The sequence below is a fragment of the Micromonospora musae genome (genome assembly GCF_003626635.1).
Lineage (GTDB): Bacteria > Actinomycetota > Actinomycetes > Mycobacteriales > Micromonosporaceae > Micromonospora > Micromonospora musae.
This window is the reverse complement of the sequence record NZ_RAZT01000018.1, coordinates 14,614-34,965: the sequence shown is the minus strand read 5'-3', so window position 1 is coordinate 34,965 and position 20,352 is coordinate 14,614. Positions and strand designations below refer to the sequence as shown.

Below are 20,352 nucleotides of genomic sequence, written 5' to 3'. Positions count from 1 at the left end.
GAACGTGCTGCTCCTCACCCGGGCGACCTCCGGGCCGACAGGTACGGCACCGGGTATGTCGGCTAGACTCCGTGATTGTTGCTGGCGCAAATATAGCGTCGGCAACTATCCAATGAAAGGACTTCTTCGATGACTAAGCTCGCCGTCATCTACTACTCCTCGACCGGCACCATCCACAGCATGGCCAAGCGGCTCGCCGAGGCCGGCGAGAAGGCCGGCGCCGAGGTTCGGCTGCGCCAGGTTCCGGAGCTCGCCCCGCAGGAGGCCATCGCCTCCAACGCCGCGTGGAGCCAGCACTTCGACGCCACCAAGAACGAGCCGAAGGCGACCGCCGACGACGTCGTCTGGGCCGACGCGGTCCTCTTCGGCACCCCGACCCGCTACGGCAACGTCTCCAGCCAGCTCAAGCAGTTCCTCGACACCCTCGGCCCGCAGTGGAGCCAGGGTCTGCTGGCCAACAAGGTGTACGCCGGCTTCACCTCGACCATGACCGCCCACGGCGGCCAGGAGTCGACGCTGCTCGCCCTCTACAACACGATCTACCACTTCGGTGGTCTGATCGTTCCCCCGGGCTACACCGACCCGGTGAAGTTCGCCGACGGCAACCCGTACGGCGTCTCGCACGTCACCGGCGGCAACAACGACGCTCCGCTGGGCGACGCCCAGCTCGCCGCGCTCGACCACATGGCCGAGCGGGTCGTCACCTTCGCCGGCAAGCTCTCCGCCTGACCCGCCCGCGTGGCGTCCGGCTCCCGGCAACCCGGGCCGGGCGCCACGCGCACGGTCGCCTACCTCCCCGACACCCGCTGCTCGATCGACTGGATCACCGGACCCCAGGCGTCCAGCACGTCGGTCAACTGCCGCTGACCCTGCAGGGCCTTGCCGTTGTACCGGTACGGCTCCCACTCCATCTTCAAGAACACCATGTCGTTCTCGATCCGCACGACGTTCGCGTCGACCAGGGCGGTGAGCGCGACGGTGAAATCCGTAGGCGTGAACGGCTGCCGACCCTCGAACTTCTTGATGAACACCCCCCGCTCACCGGAGTGACCGTGGTTGCGGGTGAGATTCATCAGCTTGTTGAGGAAGCGGATGACCTTCTGGTCCGGGCTCGCCTCGTCGACCGGCTCCGACTCGGCCCGGTACTCGTACCACGGGTGGCCCAGCTTGAGGTGCGCAGGCACCCGCAGCTCGAGATCGGACGCCGGCGGCAGCTGCGTCGAGGTGGGCGGAAGCTGCAACGACTCGTACACCTCGATCACGACCGAGGCGTCGTTGTCGCCACCCCGGGTCTCCGCCTCCGACCGCCGGGCGAACTCCAGCGCGGGCCCCTCGAACCGCACCGCGGCGGCGTGCACGAAGAAGTCAGGGCCGAGCACCGTGCCCTGCGGCTTCCCCGGCACCGCGACGGTGCCGCGGCTGCGCACCGAGAGCTCCGCGAGCGGGCCGAGGATCTGCAGCACGCCGGTCGCCTCCGGCATCAGGTCGAAGCGGGTGACGTGCGGCCGCTCGGCGCCCCGCTTGATCGCGAAGGTCACCTCGTAGACGTCCTCCGACACCTCGTCGACGCTGATGCTGGTCATCGATTCGGCCCACTCCGACGCCATGATGGAGGCGTGCAGGGCCGCGAACTGCGACTCGCTGATCAGCTGGTCGCTGCGTGCCCCGACGAAGTCGAGCAGCAGTCCGGAGGCGTGCCCGATCTCGACGATCCGCTCCGGGGAGAAGACCGAACCGTCGAACTCGACCGACGCCACGTACGCCTCGAAGACCGGGCTCGCCCAGTTGTGCTCCGCCCGGAACGGATGCTCCGCGCCGAACGTCGAGATCCGCTTGACGTACTCCTGCCGAGTGCTCGCGCTCGGCAGGTACGACAGGTCGGGCGGTTCGGCTCCGTCCAGGAAGTGGCAGAGCCAGCGGATCTGCTCCCGAGGGGTGTACGTGCGGGTGGCGTCCGCCCCAAGCTCCTCCGCCAGTGGCTTGATCTTGAGTTGCTCCCGTTTCAGCAGGTTGTCGAGGATGTCCCGCAGGAGCGCGATCCGCCCCTCCGCCTGCGGCCCCGCGTCCTCGAACCGTCGCCGGATCTGCAGGAAGTTCGGCCGCCTGATCAGCATCGCCGCGACGGCGTCGAGCACGGGCGCGTAGCCGACGAACGCGTCGGCGTAGGCGCCCTCGGCCGCCCCGCGCAGCGATGCGATGAGCGCGTCGCGCGCGGCACCGTACTCCGCGGCGGCGCAGTCGGTCTGCGGGTCACGGCGCTTCACCACGCCGTCGACGTAGTCGGCGCACTGCAGCGCCGCGAAGTGCGAGATCTCCCACCAGGCCACCGGAAGATCGAGGTCGCCCAGGGTGACCCAGATGTCCTCCAGCGTGCGCTCCCGCCCGAACAGGACGTAGCGCAGGCCCTGCTCCGCGAGGTCACCCAGCGACCCGATGAACTCGGTCCAGGACACGCCGGAGACCCGGGCCCGCGCCTCGTCGAGCGAGTCGATGACGACGATGGGGCGCTGCCTCCCGTCCAGCTCGGCCCGTACGTCGTGCGTGCCCAGGTAGCGCCCGAGCGCGTACTCCAGCGACGTCGCGCCCACCGCCTTGTCCAGGTCCAGCCGCCAGAGCGGTGCGTCGATCCGCGCCGCCAGCTCGAATGCGGTGGTGCTCTTCCCGGCGGCGCCCCGGGCGGAGACCAGCGTCACCAGCGGCTCCGGCTGGTCGTCCTTCTCCAGAAGCATCGGCGGAACGAAGAAGCTCTCACCGGTCCTGAGTGGAATCCCGAAGGCCTCGGTGCCCTTCCCCGGCAACGGGGTGTTGTGCAAGCTGAGGCAGAAGTCGTGGAACGACTCCGTCGGCTCCGAACCCATGCCGCCTCCAGTCCCTCGGTCGTCCTCGCCGGTCTCCGTCCAGCACGCCGACTGCACCGGTCCAATGGAGGTGACCCAGGAAGCAGGTGCGATCGAGGCAGGCTGCCGGGCGCCAAGTCTAGGGGGGCGGCACATCCGGTCGGAGATCCACCGGGGACGATCGGAAGAGCCGAAGGCCCGGGCCCGACCGAGGCTCGACTCCTCCTACCGTGGGAGGAGGCCGACTCGTCCCGCGGGCCGGCGGCCGGGACCGCGGGCGGGCGCTCGAAGGGGCCGGCTCCGCGACCGTGAGAGCATGACGTACTCACCGATCTCGCTGCGGCAGGTCTACCGCTGGCACCGCCCGCTCATGTTCGTGGCCGCCACGATGGTGGCGCTCGGGCTCGTCTCCCTGGTCGGCCTGGTCGTCGACGACCGGGTGCTGGTCGGGGCGCCGATCTGGCTGAAGCCGTTCAAGTTCGCCGTCTCGCTTCTCATCTACCTCGTGACGCTGGCCTGGCTGATCTCGCTGATGCGGCGCGGCCGGCGGATCGGCTGGTGGGCCGGGAACGTGGTCGCCGTGACCGGCTTCGTCGAGGTGGGGCTGATCGCGGTGCAGGCGGGCCGCGGCCGGCAGAGCCACTTCAACGTCGCCACCACTCTGGACACCGCGATCTTCGGGCTGATGGCGCTGCTGATCGCCGTGCTGTACACCGCATCACTGGTCCTCGCCGTACTGCTGATGTTCCAGCGTCTGCCCGATCCGGTGACGACCTGGACCCTGCGCCTGGGCCTGCTCATCGCGCTCGCCGGAATGGGGCTCGGCTACCTGATGGTGATTCCGACAGCCGCACAGGAGGCCGCCGACCCAGTCACCCTCGTGGGGGCGCACAGCGTCGGTGTCCCCGACGGCGGACCGGGTATGCCGATCACCGGCTGGAGCACCACCGGCGGCGACCTGCGGATCCCACACTTCGTGGGGATGCACGCCCTGCAGCTGCTGCCGCTGCTCGCGATCGCCCTCGGCGCGTTGGCCGTGCGTCTCCCCCGGCTGCGCGACGATCGGGTCCGGCTCCGGTTGACCGTGGTGGCCGCGATCGCGTACGCCGGCCTGGTCGCGCTGGTGACCTGGCAGGCGCTGCGCGGTCAGGCGCTGATCCACCCGGACGCCGCGACGCTGGTCGCGGCCGGGGTGCTCGCCACGGTCACGGCCGTCGGTGTCCTGCTGGCGCTGCGCCGGCCCGCCCCGGCATCGTCGACTCAGGACGAGTCGCCGAAGGTGTACGCGTGAAGCGCGCACCCCGGAGCGTCGAGCCCGGCCGACGCGGCGCTCTCCCCGCCGCCGCTGCGACGGGCCTACGCTGACGTGGTGCTCATTCGCTGGGTGTCGCGACTCTTCGACGACCGGTACGCCTGGCTGCGGCTGTCCCTGCTGGCCCTGAGCGGCGTCGGCTATCTGCTGTTCCGCCCGGTCGCCGACGGCCCCTACTCCCCCGTCGACTGGGCGCTCGCGGCGGCCGCCCTCGCGGTGTCCCCGGTGGGCGTGCGGTGGCCGTTCCCGGCCGCGCTCGGCGCGGCGCTGGTCTTCGCCGCGGCGGGTTGGCTCGGTCAGGCCGAGCCGATCGTCCCCCAGGTGGGCGCCACCTGGGCGGCCCTGGAGCTGACCCTGCGGGCGCCGATGCGACAGGTGGCTGTCGGCGCGGGCGCGCTGCTCGTCGGCTACCTCGTCGACTCGGCGCACGAACTGCCGTCGGGCCTGCCGACCTGGTTGTACGGGGTGACCGTCGTGGTGGGGGTGCCGCTGCTGGTGGGCCTGAACGTCCGGGCCAGCCACCGGCTCGCCCGGCAGGCCGAGCAGCGGGTGGCCGTCGAGGCGCGGGCTGCGCGGGCCGGTGAACGCACCGCCATCGCTCGTGAGCTGCACGACCTGGTGGCGCACCACGTCGCGTCGATGGTCCTCCGGGTGGGAGTCGCCCGGCACGTACTGAGCGGCACCGATCCGCGGGTCGCCGAGGTCTTCGACGACCTGCACGCCAGCGGCAGCACCGCCCTCGCCGACCTGCGCCGGTTGGTGGCGGTGCTGCGCAACCCCGCCCTGGCCGACGGCGGTGCGGGGTACGTGCCGATCGAGCCGGGCGCGCTGCCCGAGGCGCTCGCGGAGGCGGTGTGCCGAGCCGTGAAGGGCGGCCTGACGGTGGAGGCGGCGATCGACCCGGAGGTGGCGACCTTGGACGCCGTGCGCGGGTTGGCCGTGCTCCGGCTGACGCAGGAGGGGCTGGCCAACGTGGCCCGGCACGCCGGGCCGGCGGCACGGGCACGGGTCTGCGTACGGATGCGCGACGGAAACGTGCACTGGGAGGTCAGCGACGACGGCGGAGGCCGCAGCGTCGACGCCGGTCCGCGGCGGGGCGGCGACGACGGTGAGGGCCGACGACGCGCCGAAGTCGGCCCGACGATGGTCGAGGCCGGGCACGGGTTGATCGGGATGCGGGAGCGGGTCGAGCTGCTCGGCGGCAGCCTGGTCGCCGGGCCGGACGGCCCGGGCTGGCGGTTGCGGACGGTCCTACCGGCGGGAACGGGCCGGTGATCCGGGTACTGATCGTCGACGACCAGCGGCTGGTCCGCGCGGGCCTGCGCATGCTCTGCGATTCCGCACCGGATCTGACGGTGGTGGGTGAGGCCGAGAACGGGCAGCAGGCGATCCGGCTGGTCGAGCAGGTCGCCCCCGACGTGGTGCTGATGGATCTGCGGATGCCGCTGGTCGACGGCACCACGGCGACGGCGCGGATCCACGCGAGCCGGCCCGCCGTCCGGGTGCTGGTGCTGACCACCTTCGACGACGACGACCACCTCTTCCCCACGCTCGCCGCCGGCGCCTGCGGCTTCCTCGTCAAGGACGCCTCCCCGGACGAGCTGCTCGCCGCGATCCGTCAGGCGGCGGCCGGTGAGACGCCGTTCAGCCCGACGGTGCTGCGCCGCCTCGTCGATCAGGCGGTACGGGCGCGGCTCGGCGACGCCCCGGCCCCGTCGCTGCCGACGACCGTGACGGCCCGGGAGCGGGAGGTGCTCGCCTGCATCGGCGCCGGACTGTCCAACCGGGAGATAGCTGATCGGCTGCACCTCGGGGTGACCACCGTGAAGACCCACGTGACGAGCCTGCTGGCCAAGACGGGCGCGACGAACCGGATCCGGCTCGCGCTGCTCGCCGCGCAGTCCGGCCCGGTCGTCGAGGACTGAACCGCCGCGCGGCCCGGACCTGGACCGGCGCGGCGTCGAGGCCGCGGCGAATCGAGGCCGGCGTCTGCGACGCCGGCGGGTGCGAGGCCGGCGTGTTCGACGGCGGATACCCGACGAATCCGGTTGGTGACAGCGCCTCTCCCTTTCACCTCGACCATCGGCGCTGACACTCTGCTACCGGAATGTCACCTAGCGGATGGGCGGGTCGGGGCGATGACGAAGCGTTGGTTGGTCACGGGATGCTCGAGCGGGCTCGGTCAGGCCCTCGTGGCCCGGCTCGCCGCCGAGGGCGAGCAGGTGGTCGCGACGGCGCGACGGCCGGAGGCGCTGGCCGACCTGTCGGCGCGGCACCCCGGCAACCTGGTGACGGCGGCGTTGGACGTGCGGAACCCGGCGCAGTGCGCCGCAGCGGTCGAGCGGGCCGTCGGCGCGTTCGGCGGCATCGACGTGCTGGTGAACAACGCCGCGTACGGGCAGTTCGGCACCTTCGAGGAGGTCTCCGACGCGGAGCTCGCCGGGCAGTTCGAGACGAACCTGTTCGGGCCGTGGCGGCTGACCAGGGCGGTGCTGCCGCTGTGGCGGGCCCAGGGCTCCGGTCACGCGATCTTCGTCAGCTCGGTGGCCGGCACGGTGCCCTTCCCCGGTCTCGCCGCGTACAACGCGAGCAAGTCCGCGCTGGAGGGCGCGGCCGAGACGCTCGCCGCCGAGGCCGGCCACGTCGGGGTGAACGTGACGATCCTGCAGCCGGGCGGCTTCGCCACCGGTTACAGCGCCAACCTGGCGATCGCGCAGACCCGGATCGCCGACTACACGCCGGTCAGCGACGGCATGCTCGGCGCGCTGCGCGCCATGAACAGCAACGCGGAGATCAACCCGCCGGAGCTCTTCGCCGACGTCGTGTGGCGGCTCAGCCGCCTGGAGGCGCCGCCGCTGCGCCTGCCGGTGGGACCGGACACGGAGGCCTTCCTCGAGGCTTCGTACGACGCCCGTCGCAGCGAGTACGACCAGGTCGTCAAGGCCGGCCACCACCGGCTCGCCTGATCCACGGCACCGCCCGCCGGCCGCTCCCGACGTCAAGGTCACCGATCTTGCGGGCGTACGGGCCGGCGGGCGCCACGATCCCGGACGCCCCGACGTCCCCGCTCTTCCGAAAACCCGCCGAGAGCCGGCTCCCGGCCGACCCGTCGTGAGAGCGGCGTAACAGGTGATCATGCGGCGGACGCGGCCGTAACGGACGTACCGTGAGATCGTGCCGAAAGACGTGATCACGACCGCCGACCTCGCCGAACTCCGCCGCACCGCGCTCGGGGCGGCCGACCCGCTCGGGATCGCCAGCGACCTGGCCGAAGCCGTGGAGCAGGGCCGACTGGCGGAGCCCGACAGCGCCGGGGACGCGCTGACCCTCGCCTCCGAGATCGCCGAGATCCGGTCGCGGCTCGACGCCGCGCTGCGCTACGCGGACCGGGCCGTCGCCGCGTACCCCTCCCCGGACGACCCGAAGGCCGGGATCGCCCGGGCGGTGCGGGCCCGGATCCTGTTCCGCACCGGCGGGCGGGACGACGAGGCGATGGCGGAGCTGACCGCCCTGCGCCCCTTGCTGACCGAGCAGCCCGACGCCCCCGCGTACCTGAGCGCCGCGCTGGAGACCGGCGGCCGGGCGAAGACCTCCGAGGAGTGGCTGAGCGAGGCCCTCGACACCCTGCTCGGCCAGCGCGCCGCGGCAGCCGCGGAGGCCCAGGCCATCACCTCCACCGAACCGGTGGTGGAGGTCGGCCCGCCCGAGGCGCCCGGGGTGACGTTCTTCCTGCTCCAGCAGCGCCACCGGGTACGCCGCAACCTCAACCTGCCGCACGACCGCAACGACGACCTCTCCGACCGGCTGGAGGCGCAGCTCGTCCAGCGCGCCCAGCAGAGCGGGGAGACCGATCTGCTGTTCTTCCCGCAGGCCGAGTTCGACCGCCTGCTCGGCGAGCAGGCCGCGCTCACCGAGACGTACGGGCCGGACTGGGACGCGCACCGGGCCCGGCTGGAGAAGGAGCTGGTCCGGCAGGCCGACGCCGGCGGCACCGGCCTGCACGTGCTGCGCGCGTCGGTGGCCGGGCTGACCGGCTACGCCGACCGGAAGGACGGCGACCCGACGGACCGGCAGACCCGGGTCGGGTACGCGGGTGAGCTGTCGACGCGTTCGGACGCGCGGATCCCCTGGCCACCGGAGCGCAACGACACCTGCTGGTGCGGGTCCGGCCTGAAGTACAAGAAGTGCTGCCTGCCGCGCTCGCGCGGCTGAGTAGCAGCCCCGCCGTCCCCCGCTGCGGATCCGGGTCCCGACTCGGACCCGCAGCGGGGACTGCGACGACGAGGCGGCGGGCGCGCCCCTCCCGTCCGGGCCGCCCGACGTCCCTACCGCGATCCCGCGGATGCGGAGGTCAGTTCGTTCCCGCGCCGATGCGCGGCGGCGTGGCCGTGCCGTGGACCCGCCGGGCGTGCGCGGCGTAACGACGACGCCCGATGATCGGCATGAGCAGCCGGATCGGTAGCGGCGCCTCCGCGAGCACCTCGTTGACCACCTCGCGGTCCCCCTCGTACAGGACCATGCCCACGGCCAGCGGAACGTCCTTCTTCGGGGTGCTCGCCATCCCGTGCTCGCCGAGCTTCTTCCACTCCGCCGCGGTCACGTACTTCTCCGCCAACGGGAGGATCTCCGTCTCCTCCATGGCCATGTGCTCGATCAGCGCGACACGCAGGCGCTCCAGGGCGTCGGCGAGTTCGGTACCGCCCTGCGCGGTGCTCCGCCAGCCGGGCAGCAGCCCGACCACCTCCGCGTGCGCCTCCTCGATGGCGTGGTGCTGCGCCTCCATGGTCGCGACGATGGCCTCGGCCGCCGCGCCGGCACGCTCGTGCAGCCGCGGCCACAGCTCCAGGTCCTCGCCCTCGTGGTGCCGGTGCAGGATGTTGCACAGCAGCTCGGCGTGTTCGGCGACGACGGCGGCGCGCCGGGTGTCCCCGGCGGCGACACCACGGACGAGCTGCGGAAGCAGGCTGAACTCGCGACGCAGCATGGTGTGCGCCATGAACATGTCACGGATGTCGGCCATGGCTTCGTTGTGGTTCCGGTTCACGGCGACCTTTCGGAAGGAATTCGACTGTCTTCACCCCGTGCCCGCCTCGGCTCGCCCGACCCGTGGCGCGACCGCGCCGAAGGCCGGTGACCGCGCAGGCACAGACGAGTTGATCCTTCCCGGCGCCACTTGCAACCGGCTTGGAATCCACCAACGGCCCGGCGCCGGGCCCCCGCGGGAGCCGGTCGTCTCCGGCCCCGATCATCCCGGTGAACCGGGACGTCCCGGCTGGGGGCGGGCCGCGGCCGGCACCGGCGTCAGGCGGTCGACGCGGCCGTCGCCTCGGCCAGCCAGTGTGGTGCGCCCCACCGGCGGGCGACCGTGGCCGCGAGCGTGAAGTGCCGGGTCGCCTCCTCGGTGCGCCCGAGCAGACGGAACAGCTCCCCGAGCGTCAGCGCGACCGGACGCGCCACGAAGGTCGTGGTGGAGAAGCCGGCCAGCTGGTCGCGTACCGGGAGCAGGTCGTCGATCACCGACTGCGCCAGGTCCCGGCGCTCCAACGCCACCACGACCAGCGCGCGCACCGTGAGCAGGAGCGAACGGAAGTAGTCGGGACGGTAGCAGTGCTCGCCGAGCGGCATGGCCCGCGCCTCGTCGGCCCGACCGCTCTCGATCAGGGCCAGCGCCAGCAGGTCGTCGACGATCGGCCCGAACGTCTCGCGCGCCCGCCGGGTCGCGTCCAGATACTCGCCGAGTCGCCGCTGGCCGAGCAGCAGGATCGCCCCGGCGAAGTAGTCGAGGCTCTCGCCGTGCAGCGAGCCCTGCCGCCGCATCTCGGTTGCGGCCTCGCCGTAGTACCGCCACGCCGTGGCGAAGTCGCCGGCCACGTGCGCGAGACCGGCCCGCGAGGTGAGGTGGATCGCCCAGGCCTCGTTGAGCTGGTACGCCCGCGCCATCGCCCCCTGCCGGGCGACGCTGGCGCGTACCTCCGCCGGCTCGTTCAGCGCGGCCGCGGCCTGCCCGATCACCTGCTCGGCCAGCCAGCGGTACGCCACGAGGCCGTGTTCGTCGGCGAGGTCGCGCAGCTCCAGGGCCAGTTCGCGCCGCTGCGCCGCCGCCAGCTCGTACGACAGGGTACGGACCCGGGCGGCCAGCCCGAGGGCACGCAGCTCCGGGTCGTCCAGCCCACGCGAGATCGCCAGCGCCTCCCGGCCGGCCTCCGGACCCCGCGGGTCCGCCTCGCCGTCGAGCTCGACGGTCAACGCCTCCAGCAGCCGGCAGCGAACCGGCGGCTCCAGGTCGCCCCGGCGCAGCAGCCGCGCCAGCAGATCGACGATCCGCCGGTCCACCACACCGTACGGGCGGGTTAGCCACGGCGTGGGCACCGTCCACGCGGTGAACGCCGCGACGAGCAGCTCGTCCCGGCCGGAGGCGACCGCGACGTCGACCACCTCGGCCCGGGTCCGCCGGGCGGCGGTCAACGCTCCGGCCCGAGCCTGCGCGCGCAGCAGCCGGCCCAGCAGGTCGACCCGGAGCGCATCCCGGTCCCCGCTGATCGTCTCCGCGGCGTCCACCGCCCGGCTGAGCAACTCCGCCGCCGCGTCGTGGGCGAACCGCCGCTGCGCCAGCTCCGCCGCCCGGACCGCGTAGTCGACGGCGAGCGGCGCGGTCTCGGGCGAGGCGGCACGGGCGTAGTGGTGGGCCAGGGCCGGATAGTCGCCCGGACGCAGCCGGCGGGTCGCGGCCGCGACCCGGGCGTGCATCCGAACGCGCCGCAACTGGGACAGGTCCTGGTAGACGGTGTCGCGGACCAGGCCGTGCACGAACCGCACCCGCCCGGGCGCCGGCTCGGTGAGCAGCCCGGCGGCCAACCCGGCCTCCAACGCCTCGACAAGCAGGGCCTCGTCGGTGTCGGCGGCCGCCACGAGCGTCGCCACGTCCGCCTCCCGCCCGACGACCGCGGCGAGCCGCAGTACGGCCACCGCCGGCGGCGGTAGCCGGTTGAGGCGCCGCCGCAGCACGTCGCGTACCCCCTCCGGCACCTCCGAGGTCGCCACGAGCGTGCCCTCCGCGGCGAGCAACCGCGCCGACTCGCAGACGTAGAACGGGTTGCCGCCGGTGCGCTCCGCCAGCGCGGCGACCGTTTCCGCGTCGACGCTCGTGCGGGCGACGCTGCCGACCAGCCGTTCGACCTCGGCCGGCGACAGGCCGCAGAGGTTGATCCGGCGTGGGGTCCGGCGGGCCAGCGCGGCCATGGTCTCGGTGAGCCGCTCGCGGCTGTCGGCGGGCCGCGCCGCCGCGACGAACAGCACGGCCCCGTCGGCCAGCTCGACGACGCTGCGTACCAGCAGCAGCGTCTCGTCATCGGCGGCGTGCAGGTCGTCGAGGACGACGGCGATCGGCTGGCGCACGGCGGCAGCACGCAGCCAGGCGACGACGGCCTGGTGCAACCGGAACCGGCCGGCAGCCACGTCCCCACCCAACTCACCCTCGCCCAGCAGCGGAGCGAGGGTCGGCGCGAGATCACCCGGCGGCGCCTCCCCGGCCAGCTGCCGCAGCGCCTCCACCCACGCCCAGGCCGGTGGCGCACCCTCGACCTCCGGGCAGCGGCCCACCACGACCAGCCACCCCTGGGCGGCCAGCTCAGCCCGGAAGCGGGCGAGCAAACTCGTCTTGCCGGCGCCGGCCTCCCCGCTGACCAGCGCGATCCGGGGTCCGGCAATCACCGCCTCGGCGGCGGTCCGCCGCAGCGTGGCCAGCTCCGCCTCCCGCCCGATGAACAGCTCGTCGGAGCCGGCGGGACGCAACGTCGGCGGCTCCGGCCGGCTGGACGCGTCCGCCTCGGTCGGCGCGGCGGCCGCCTCGCCGGGCGGCGGCGCCGGTGTTCCGGGCTCCGCCGTGGCGGGCGGAAGGAGATCGACACGCTGACCCAGGATGGCCAGCTCCAACTGGACCAGCGCCGGCCCCGGATCCAGGCCCAGCTCCTCCGCCAGGACCTCCCGGGCCCGCCGCAGCGCGGCGAGCGCGTCCCCCTGCCGACCCGCACGCCACAACGCCAGCGCCAGCAGCCGCCAGCTCTCCTCGCGCAGCGGCGCCTGCCTCGTCAACACCTCCGCCTCCGCGGCCGCCTCGGCCGCCGCGCCGGAGCGCAGCGTCGCGTCGAGCAGCAACTCCCGAGCGGCGAAGCGCAGCTCCTCCAGCCGGGTCACCTCCGGCTGCGCCCACGGTTCTCCGGCGAACTCGGCGTACGCCGGGCCACGCCACAGGTCGAGAGCCCCGCCCAGCAGCAGGCGGGCCCGGCCCGGATCCGCCGAGCCGACCGAACGCGCCTGCCCGAGCATCGCCTCGAACCGCCCCGCGTCGACGGCGTCGGCGCTCACCCGCAGCGCGTACCCGGGCGGCGCGGTCACCAGCACCCGGGCCGGCACCCGACGCTCCCGATCCGGCTCCAGCAGGCGACGCAGGTTCGACACGTACGCCTGGAGGGAGGCGATCGCCCGGGGTGGCGCCGCACCCCGCCACAAGTCGTTGATCATCCGACCGACGGGGACGACCTCACCGCGCGCCGAGAGCAGCAACGCGAGTACGGCACGCTGGCGGGGGCCACCGAGGTCGACCGTTCCGCCCGTGTCGACCTCGACCTCGAGAGGTCCGAGCACCCGCAGCAGCATGACGGGGTCGATCGTATCGGCGGCGTACCGGGTCCAGGACCTTCCCGCCGGGGAGGTCGCCCACGTCACCGAAGAGGTGACCCGACAGCGGGGCGTCCACCGCGCCCCTGCGGGCCGCGGAGGGTCACCCTTCGTCGATCAGCTTCGCCAGGGCGGCGTCACCCTGCGCCAGCACCGAACCGTCGACCCCGACCACCATGACCCGGTGACAGCCGTCGAGCTCGACATACGTCTGCGGGTCCTCGCCGGTCATGGCCCAGAGCAGCGCGAAACGGCTGGCCTGCTCCGTGCAGACCGCCACCGGCCCGGCTTCCCGCAGCGCCCGCCCGATCGCCGCGCCGCGCTGCGGCGGCAGCACCGTGCCGTGTACGAAGTTGCCGGTGCCCGGCTCGCTCTTGCGCACCTCGTAGACGCAGAGGCGGATCTGCCGGCCGGTGGGGAGGGGCTCCGGTAGCGCCTCGCGCGGGGCGCCTGGGTTCATCGTCGTCTCCAGCGCGATCACGTCCTTCCACTGCTGGCTGCAGCCCGCGGCGGCCGCCTCGGCCGAGACCAGCTCGGCGACGGGCCGCGTCGAGACGGTGGTCGTCGGCAGTGCGGCGAGCGCGTCGCGTACCTCGGCCCGGAGCTTGCGGCACCGGTCGAGCGGCAGGCCGGGACGGATCCAGCGGCCGTCGGCGTCGACCAGTACGAGCCAGGGGGCGAGCGGCATCTCCATGGTGCACAGCCCGTTGGTGGGCGGCTCGTCCGCGAGGCGGAGCGCGGCGGTGAGGGCATCCACCTCCTCGGTACGACGTTCCGTGAGCACCCTGTCCTGGCCGCCGTCGGGACGCTGCTGCGTCTCCTGCCCGCACAGGACCGCCGCGACCGGGGTGAAACCGTCGTCGAGTCGGGGCAGCGCGCCCGCGTCCGGGGCCGTGACCATGAAGCCCACCGTCGTCGTCTCCGGAGCGACCTCGACACACGAGCTCCAGCGCCCCGCCGGATCACCCGCCACCATGCCCACGGCCGGGCCGTGCTGGACAGGGGCGCAGCCCACCAACGCCAGACCGACGAGCACGATCGCTACCCGGCCGCCGACCGTACGCACGAACATCCGACCTCCTTCGCTCCCGACCGTTGAGACGGGCGACGGCTGGCCCCGGTTCCCGTGGCCGGACACCGAGTTCGAGCCCGCCGCAGCTATCCGGCGTGGCCGCGGCCGCCGGCCGAGACGCTCAGGAGCGGCGGATCGCCCGCCAGGCGGCCGTGAGCGCCGCCCGGTCAGCCTCGTCGACCAGCTCCGGCGCGCCGAGTGCCATGGCCGCTTCGATCAGGGCCGCGCCGGCCGTGCTCCACGGCTCCACGAGGAGCTCCTCGTCGTCGTCCTCGTCGAAGATGAAGGCGGCCGACCCGGCGCGCTGCCGGGCGCTTGCTGTCACGCATATCGAGATGGCGGCGAAACCGATACCGATCGGGGACCCGGCGGGACTGGCACCGGGCACCGCGAGCACCCCGGAGTGATCGCCGTCGCGGTAGGCGGCGCCGTTGGGCTGGCCGCTCAACCAGCGCTCCCAGGCACGGCGGTACGCGCCCGCGGCCCCCGGATGTCGCGCCGCGGCCAGGTCACGGGCGACCACTTCGGTGAGCCGGTCGGCCCGGTCCAGGACCTCCACCACGGCGGCTCCGTTCGGGCCGAACAGGAGCGCGGGGGAGAGTTCCGCCAGGACGTCGACGGCGAAGACCCGCCGGTAGCTCGCGTCGGTGCGCAGGTTCCACCCGGCAGCTTCGAGGGCGACCCGTTCCTCCTCGGTCTCCGCGGGGACGCTTCGGACCCGGAACAGCCGGCCCGGCCAGCGCGCCGGGCGTACGACGTCGAGCCGGTGGTGGAGCACGATCCACGGCGGGTCGAACGACGGCAGCCGGACCCGGGCGCCGACCTGCGCGCCCGCCAGCGGATGGTCCGGTTCATTGTTGGCGTACACGAAGCCGTCGACCACGCGGCGCACGATAGCGCCTGTCGATCCCGACGTCGTCGGCCCGCCCCGCCCGGCGGAGCCGGACCGGAACGCGTTGGCGGGGAGCTGTCACCTGCGGCCCGACCAGGTCACCGGCGGGCGGTAGGGTCACGGTGGCCGGCAACCGGCGACCGGGCCACCCGGCGGGGCGGCCACCCGGACCGGCCGACCAGGCTCGAAGGGAAGGCACCTCAACGATGGCGATTCCGCATCTCACCGCCGCCGACGGCACCTCGTTGCCGGCGATCGGTCTGGGCACCTACCGGCTGACCGGTTCCGACGGGGTCGAGTCGATCGGTCAGGCGATCCAGGCCGGCTACCGGCTCCTCGACTCCGCGGTCAACTACGAGAACGAGGGGGCGGTGGGTCGCGCCGCGCGCGCCGCCGCCGTACGCGACGAGCTGATCGTCACCTCGAAGCTGCCGGGACGACACCACCGCTACGCCGAGGCGCTGACCACGATCGAGGAGAGCGTCTACCGCACCGGCCGCGACCGGATCGACCTGTACCTGATCCACTGGCCCAACCCGAAGGTCGACCTCTACGTGGAGGCGTGGCGGGCCCTGATCGAGGCGCGCGAGCGGGGCCTCGTCCGGCACATCGGCCTGTCGAACTTCCTGCCCGAGCACATCGACCGGCTGCTGTCGGAGACCGGCGTCGCCCCGGTCGTGAACCAGATCGAGATCCACCCCTACTTCCCGCAGCAGGAGGCCCTCGACTACCACCGCGCGCACGGGATCCTCGTGCAGGGGTGGAGTCCGCTCGGTCGCGGCAACGACCTGCAGGACAACCAGACCATCGCCGAGATCGCGGCCGCGCACGGCGTCACTCCGGCGCAGGCCATCCTCGCCTGGCACGTGGCCCGCGAGGTGATCCCGCTGCCGAAGGCCGCGTCGCCGAAGCGGCAGCAGGAGAACCTCGACATCTTCGGCATCGAGCTCACCGACGCCGAGATCGCTGCCATCACCGCGCTGGGCCGCCCCGACGGGCGCCTCGCGGACCAGGATCCGGCGGTGTACGAGGAGTTCTGACGGCAGGATCTCCCTGCCGGCGCTGCCCTGGGGCCGACGACGCCGGCCGTTGCAGTAGCAGCTCCACCAACTGCATGAGCGATCAAGGCCGTGACCTGTGGCTCCACAGGTCACGGCCTTGATCGTTCGCGCGCCCGGAGGGCTTCGAAGCCCTACGAGACAGTCTTGTCAACCGATGTAGCCGTTCTCCGTCAACCAGGACTTGGCGACATCCGCCGGATCCTCACCATCCACGTCGACCTTCGCATTGAGCTCGACCATCGTTGCGTCGTCGAGCGCGGCCGCGATCGGCGCGAAGATCTCCTTGATTTCGGGGTGCTTGTCGAGCACCTCGGCCCGAACGTTCACGGATCCGTTGAAGGGCGGAAAGAACTGCTTGTCGTCGGTCAGCACGGTGAGACCGAGAGAACTCACCCGGCCGTCCGTGGAGGTGATCGAGCCGAAGGCACAATCACCCTTGTCGACCTGGTTGAAGACGAGGGCGTCCTGCACGTTGGAGACGTTGCCCGGTGCGAGCTTGAAGCCGTACGCCTTCTCGAGGCCGGGCAGACCGTCGGGCCGGGTGGAGAACTCCCCGCCGACGCAGAAGGTCGCCTCCCCGGGGTTGCTGGCGACCAGCGCGGCGACGTCGGAGATCGAGGCGACGCCGAGCCGCTCAGCGGTCTCGTTGCTCGCCGCGATCGCGTAGGTGTTGTTGAAAGGGGCCGGATCGAGCCAGGCGACACCGTTGGCGGCGTCGGCGTCGCGGACCGCTTCGAACTGCGCCTTCGCCCCGGGGATGCCCTTCTCCTTCTGCAGGTAGGTCACCCAGCCGGTGCCGAGGTACTCCCAGTACAGGTCGATCTCGCCGGAGGTCAGCGCGCCGCGGACGGTCGTACTGCCCTGCAAGCCGATCTGGTCATCCACCTTGGCGCCGGCAGCGGTGAGCGCGAGCTTGGTCAGATTCCCGAGGATGAGCTGCTCGGTGAATTCCTTGGAACCGACGGTCACCGTCGCACCGCCGAGGTCGAACTTCTCGCCGATGCTTCCGCTACCCGCGACATCGTCGTTGCCGTCGCTGCCGCACGAGGCGACGAACATCACCAGCGCGAGTGCGCCGGCGAGCACAGGCCACCGTCCTCGTTTTTTCGTGTTGCTCATGTTTCCTCCTCTGATACCCAACGACATCGGACGAAGCCGCGGTGGGTCAAAGCCCCTTGGGGCGCAGAGCGTCCTCGACGATGCCGGCCACCCAGTCAAGGAGCAGTGCCAGAACGGCGGTGAGGACGCTTCCGGTGATGAGAACGGGCATCCGGTCGAAGCGGATCCCCTGGTCGATAAGGAAGCCGAGGCCTCCGGCACCGACGAAGGTCGCCAGAGTGGCGGTGCCGACGTTGATGATGAGCGCCGTGCGGATACCGGCAAGTAGGACCGGCACGCTCAGCGGCAGCTCGACGCGGCGAAGCACCTGCCAGCCGCTCAAACCCATCCCCCGGCCCGACTCGACGAGCATGCGATCGACCTGGTTCAGACCGACGATGGTGTTACGGAGGACCGGCAGCGCGGCATAGATGACCAGGGCGTAGACAGCCTGGTCGAAGCCGATGCCGACGGTGATCGCCATCAGCACCAGAACCCCGATCGACGGCGTCGCCTGACCGATGTTGGCGACGGCGAGCACTACTGGGGAGAACCTCCGGACCGCCGGCCGGGTCAGCACCACCCCCAACGGCACCGCCAGGAGGACGACGATCACTGTGGAGACGAAGGTGAGCTCCACATGCTCGATCAACTTCTCACGAATAGTGTCGGCGTTGAGGCTCGCCTGGGAGATCCTGTCGAGATCCTGGTTGCGCACGTAGAGGTAGAGCGCCAGGCAGACGGCGGCGAGCAACGCCGGGGTGCCCAACCGACGCCAGAACCGTGACGGTCCGCCGAGTTCGGTGAGGAGTTCGTCGGCGTTGGGCGCGGCCTCGCGGGTCCTGGCCCCGAATGCTGGGATGGCCACCTTAAACGGCCTCCGTCGGCCGACCTGCCGTGTCCCGGTCCCGAGCCTGCACGCCCTCCCGCATCTCGTCGATGGCCCGCATGACTGTGCGCATGTCGACGATGCCCTGGTACCGGCGCTGGTCGTCGACGACGATGGCGCATCCGACCCGTGAGGTGACCATCTCGTTCAGTGCGTCGTGCAGTGTGGCATGTGGCTCCACTGTGGCCGCCGCGGGAAGCCCCACCCGGTCGAGCGATTCGCCCGAACGGGCCAGGTCGTGGCCGGTGACCCAGCGAACCGGTCGCTGGTTCTCGTCGAGCAAGAGCAGCGACGCGTGATCGCCGTCGGCGAGCGTCCGGCGAAGGTGTGCCCGATCGTCGTCGAGCCGGCCGACCGCCCACTGGTTGAGTTCCACGTCCCGGACCCGGCTCAGGCTCAGTCGCTTGAGGGAGGCGCCCGAGCCGATGAAATCCGCGACGAAGTCGTCGGCCGGAGTTGTCAGGATCGCCTCCGGGGTGTCGTACTGCGCGATCTTCGACCCCTTCGTGAGGATCGCGATCCGGTCGCCGAGCTTGATCGCCTCGTCGATGTCGTGGGTCACGAAGACGATGGTCTTGCGAAGGTCGTTCTGTAGGCGGAGGAACTCGTTCTGGAGGCGCTCGCGTGTGATCGGGTCGATGGCGCCGAACGGCTCGTCCATCAGCAGCACCGGAGGATCGGCGCTCATCGCCCGGGCGACCCCGACCCGTTGGCGCTGACCGCCTGACAGTTCCTTCGGGTATCGCTTGCGGTAGGCCGACGGCTCCATACCCACCAGATCCAGCAGTTCGTCGACGCGCTGGGAGATCCGGGACCGGCTCCACCCGAGCAGCCCAGGCACCATGCCGATGTTCTCGGCGATCGTCATGTGCGGGAACAGGCCGATCTGTTGGATGACATAGCCGATCCGGCGGCGTAGCTGATCGGCGTTGACGTCGGTCACGTCCTCGCCGTCGATGAAGATGCGTCCCGAGGTCGGCTCGATGATCCGATTGATCATCTTCAGACTGGTGGTCTTGCCGCAGCCGGAGGGTCCGACCAGAACCACGATCTCGCCCGCCGGTATGTCCATGGTGAGGTTGTCCACGGCCGGTTCGGCCTGACCCGGATAGCGCTTGGTCAACGACTCGAGGCGGATGGGTGCTGCCGCCGCCATGGTCCCTTGTTCATGCTCAGTCATCACAGCCCCTTCGATGTCGTCATCCTCGAGACCACGCCAAGGACGCCGTCCAGCAGCAGCGCCAGCACCGCCACGAAGAGCGTTCCGCTGAAGGCAAGGTTGAATCCGCGCTGGGTGCCGATCGCCGAGAGCCCCTGGAAGATCGGACCACCGAGGCCGGGCCCGTTGACGATGGCCGCGATGGCCGCGATCCCGACGATCATCAGTGTGGACACACGTATGCCGGCCATGATGACCGGCCAGGCGAGCGGTAGCTCGACGCGGAGCAGCCGCTGGCGGCGGGAGAGCCCCATGCCCTGTGCCGATTCGACGACAGCCGGATCGACCGAACGCAGCCCGGTGATGGTGTTGCGTGCGATGGGAAGCAGTGCGTACAGCACCAACGCGACGACCGTGGGCACCGCCCCGAGACCGAAAATAGGTATGAACAGTCCGAACAGGGCAAACGACGGCACGGTCAGGAAGGCGCCGGTCACCGTGAGTACAGTTCTGGCTCCGCTTCGATTGCGATAAGTTGCCAGGCCCAACCCGAGTGCGATCACAGTCGCCAGCAAAATTGTGACGAATACCACAAGCAAATGCTCGACGGTCAGCTCGAGCAGGTCAGGCCACTCTCGTTCCAGATATGCGGGCACGCCGGAGATGTAGTCGAGGAACGTCATTGGCGAGCCAGCTTAACGGATGACGTTTCACGTTTGACGGGGGCCCTGGCCTGCGGCCGGGCCGCTTGTCACGTGGCCGGTCCGTCCGGGCTCGACGACGGCGGCGCACGCTCGTGAAGTGACTACGCAATTACCGGTGCGGGACGTACCCGTGCGCAGCGAGCGACGGTCGCCATTGGACCTCGTGTCATGGGCCGGCCGACGGCTTGATTAACGCATCCAGGTGGAGCCGGAGTAAGTTGTCGAACGTCCCGAGGTATTGAGAGATCCGGACATCTAATACCAGGCGACCGTTGCAACGCATTCGCCAGCCGACATTGGTCGACAATGGTCCTGGTCATATCGGGAAAACTCATTGAGTGTGCAGCCAGGAGGGCCTGGTCCGCACCTCCCGACCGTTTCGACGTCGATCGTGACGGCACATCGCGGGGCAGCCGTGGAGCTCGGCCGCTTCCACGCCCTTGTGGTCCTGACCTCCCGTTCGCCGACGGCGAGGTCGAAGCTGCTCAGTGTGTCAACCGGGGTCCTACCGAGCGCCCCGTCCCGGCTCGGCAGTCCCCGCACCCACCGGGCCGCAAGGCCATCAGGAGGTAGGCCGCAACGGTGGCGCGTCGAATCTCCGGCCGACCAATCAGGTGAGTCCGCTCGTCGGTGGCGAAGGAAGGGCGTACGC

At 71.6% G+C, this 20,352-nt stretch carries 16 protein-coding genes; 7 read left to right on the top strand and 9 right to left on the bottom strand.

The window, feature by feature from the left end; translation table 11 throughout:
* Positions 1 to 129: 129 nt before the first annotated feature.
* Entirely contained in the window at positions 130 to 729 is a 600-nt protein-coding gene (wrbA, locus tag D7044_RS28025; RefSeq protein ID WP_120690685.1) for an NAD(P)H:quinone oxidoreductase, read from the top strand.
* 59 nt (positions 730 to 788) lie between these two features.
* Here wrbA and D7044_RS28020 read toward each other — a convergent pair whose 3' ends face one another.
* Positions 789 to 2,858, bottom strand: coding sequence for a hypothetical protein (locus tag D7044_RS28020; protein ID WP_120690684.1), 2,070 nt, complete (start codon positions 2,856 to 2,858; stop codon positions 789 to 791).
* A 295-nt stretch (positions 2,859 to 3,153) separates the two neighbouring features.
* Between D7044_RS28020 and D7044_RS28015 the strand changes: the two genes are divergently transcribed.
* The 5 genes from D7044_RS28015 to D7044_RS27995 all read left to right on the top strand — a co-directional run bounded on the left by D7044_RS28015 (position 3,154) and on the right by D7044_RS27995 (position 8,361).
* A complete protein-coding gene (locus D7044_RS28015; RefSeq protein ID WP_233565146.1) occupies positions 3,154 to 4,128 on the top strand; it encodes a hypothetical protein in 975 nt (324 codons plus the stop codon).
* A gap of 78 nt (positions 4,129 to 4,206) precedes the next feature.
* Positions 4,207 to 5,424: a sensor histidine kinase gene (locus tag D7044_RS28010; RefSeq protein ID WP_325050922.1), complete on the top strand. Its 1,218-nt coding sequence runs from the start codon at positions 4,207 to 4,209 to the stop codon at positions 5,422 to 5,424.
* The gene (locus D7044_RS28005; RefSeq protein WP_120690683.1) at positions 5,421 to 6,074 is read left to right on the top strand and encodes a response regulator; all 654 of its coding nucleotides are present in this window, start codon (positions 5,421 to 5,423) and stop codon (positions 6,072 to 6,074) included. Before D7044_RS28010 ends, D7044_RS28005 begins: the two co-directional genes overlap by 4 nt.
* Before the next feature lie 213 nt (positions 6,075 to 6,287).
* A complete protein-coding gene (locus D7044_RS28000) occupies positions 6,288 to 7,115 on the top strand; it encodes an SDR family oxidoreductase (RefSeq protein WP_120690682.1) in 828 nt (275 codons plus the stop codon).
* Positions 7,116 to 7,323: 208 nt separating this feature from the next.
* The gene (locus D7044_RS27995) at positions 7,324 to 8,361 is read left to right on the top strand and encodes an SEC-C domain-containing protein (RefSeq protein WP_120690681.1); all 1,038 of its coding nucleotides are present in this window, start codon (positions 7,324 to 7,326) and stop codon (positions 8,359 to 8,361) included.
* A gap of 139 nt (positions 8,362 to 8,500) precedes the next feature.
* On the opposite strand, the gene D7044_RS27990 is transcribed toward D7044_RS27995, so the two are convergent.
* From D7044_RS27990 to D7044_RS27975, 4 genes are all read right to left on the bottom strand, one after another.
* A complete protein-coding gene (locus D7044_RS27990; protein WP_120690735.1) occupies positions 8,501 to 9,169 on the bottom strand; it encodes a hemerythrin domain-containing protein in 669 nt (222 codons plus the stop codon).
* Positions 9,170 to 9,450: 281 nt separating this feature from the next.
* A complete protein-coding gene (locus D7044_RS27985; RefSeq protein WP_199716797.1) occupies positions 9,451 to 12,804 on the bottom strand; it encodes an ATP-binding protein in 3,354 nt (1,117 codons plus the stop codon).
* 124 nt (positions 12,805 to 12,928) lie between these two features.
* Positions 12,929 to 13,897 (bottom strand): hypothetical protein, encoded by a 969-nt coding sequence (locus tag D7044_RS27980; protein WP_120690680.1) that lies wholly within the window; start codon positions 13,895 to 13,897, stop codon positions 12,929 to 12,931.
* A 121-nt stretch (positions 13,898 to 14,018) separates the two neighbouring features.
* Complete coding sequence (locus tag D7044_RS27975) at positions 14,019 to 14,780, bottom strand: hypothetical protein (protein WP_120690679.1); 762 nt, start codon at positions 14,778 to 14,780, stop codon at positions 14,019 to 14,021.
* Positions 14,781 to 14,995: 215 nt separating this feature from the next.
* On the opposite strand from D7044_RS27975, the gene D7044_RS27970 reads away from it, so the two are divergent.
* A complete protein-coding gene (locus D7044_RS27970; protein ID WP_120690678.1) occupies positions 14,996 to 15,829 on the top strand; it encodes an aldo/keto reductase in 834 nt (277 codons plus the stop codon).
* A gap of 168 nt (positions 15,830 to 15,997) precedes the next feature.
* On the opposite strand, the gene D7044_RS27965 is transcribed toward D7044_RS27970, so the two are convergent.
* The 4 genes from D7044_RS27965 to D7044_RS27950 all read right to left on the bottom strand — a co-directional run bounded on the left by D7044_RS27965 (position 15,998) and on the right by D7044_RS27950 (position 19,679).
* A complete protein-coding gene (locus D7044_RS27965) occupies positions 15,998 to 16,969 on the bottom strand; it encodes a glycine betaine ABC transporter substrate-binding protein (protein ID WP_158610039.1) in 972 nt (323 codons plus the stop codon).
* Between the two features lie 46 nt (positions 16,970 to 17,015).
* A complete protein-coding gene (locus tag D7044_RS27960) occupies positions 17,016 to 17,717 on the bottom strand; it encodes an ABC transporter permease (RefSeq protein ID WP_199716796.1) in 702 nt (233 codons plus the stop codon).
* 100 nt (positions 17,718 to 17,817) lie between these two features.
* A complete protein-coding gene (locus D7044_RS27955; protein ID WP_120690676.1) occupies positions 17,818 to 19,017 on the bottom strand; it encodes a betaine/proline/choline family ABC transporter ATP-binding protein in 1,200 nt (399 codons plus the stop codon).
* Positions 19,017 to 19,679: an ABC transporter permease gene (locus D7044_RS27950; protein ID WP_120680724.1), complete on the bottom strand. Its 663-nt coding sequence runs from the start codon at positions 19,677 to 19,679 to the stop codon at positions 19,017 to 19,019. The genes D7044_RS27955 and D7044_RS27950 overlap by 1 nt, the downstream gene beginning before the upstream one ends.
* Positions 19,680 to 20,352 lie beyond the last annotated feature (673 nt).

What these genes read in the sequence shown, in the direction of transcription:
- wrbA (WP_120690685.1), top strand. Translation starts at nt 130, where the DNA reads ATGACTAAGCTCGCCGTCATCTACTACTCCTCGACCGGCACCATCCAC.
- D7044_RS28020 (WP_120690684.1), bottom strand. Translation starts at nt 2,858, where the DNA reads ATGGGTTCGGAGCCGACGGAGTCGTTCCACGACTTCTGCCTCAGCTTG.
- D7044_RS28015 (WP_233565146.1), top strand. Translation starts at nt 3,154, where the DNA reads ATGACGTACTCACCGATCTCGCTGCGGCAGGTCTACCGCTGGCACCGC.
- D7044_RS28000 (WP_120690682.1), top strand. Translation starts at nt 6,288, where the DNA reads ATGACGAAGCGTTGGTTGGTCACGGGATGCTCGAGCGGGCTCGGTCAG.
- D7044_RS27990 (WP_120690735.1), bottom strand. Translation starts at nt 9,169, where the DNA reads ATGGCCGACATCCGTGACATGTTCATGGCGCACACCATGCTGCGTCGC.
- D7044_RS27985 (WP_199716797.1), bottom strand. Translation starts at nt 12,804, where the DNA reads ATGCTGCTGCGGGTGCTCGGACCTCTCGAGGTCGAGGTCGACACGGGC.
- D7044_RS27980 (WP_120690680.1), bottom strand. Translation starts at nt 13,897, where the DNA reads ATGTTCGTGCGTACGGTCGGCGGCCGGGTAGCGATCGTGCTCGTCGGT.
- D7044_RS27970 (WP_120690678.1), top strand. Translation starts at nt 14,996, where the DNA reads ATGGCGATTCCGCATCTCACCGCCGCCGACGGCACCTCGTTGCCGGCG.
- D7044_RS27965 (WP_158610039.1), bottom strand. Translation starts at nt 16,969, where the DNA reads ATGAGCAACACGAAAAAACGAGGACGGTGGCCTGTGCTCGCCGGCGCA.
- D7044_RS27955 (WP_120690676.1), bottom strand. Translation starts at nt 19,017, where the DNA reads ATGACTGAGCATGAACAAGGGACCATGGCGGCGGCAGCACCCATCCGC.
- D7044_RS27950 (WP_120680724.1), bottom strand. Translation starts at nt 19,679, where the DNA reads ATGACGTTCCTCGACTACATCTCCGGCGTGCCCGCATATCTGGAACGA.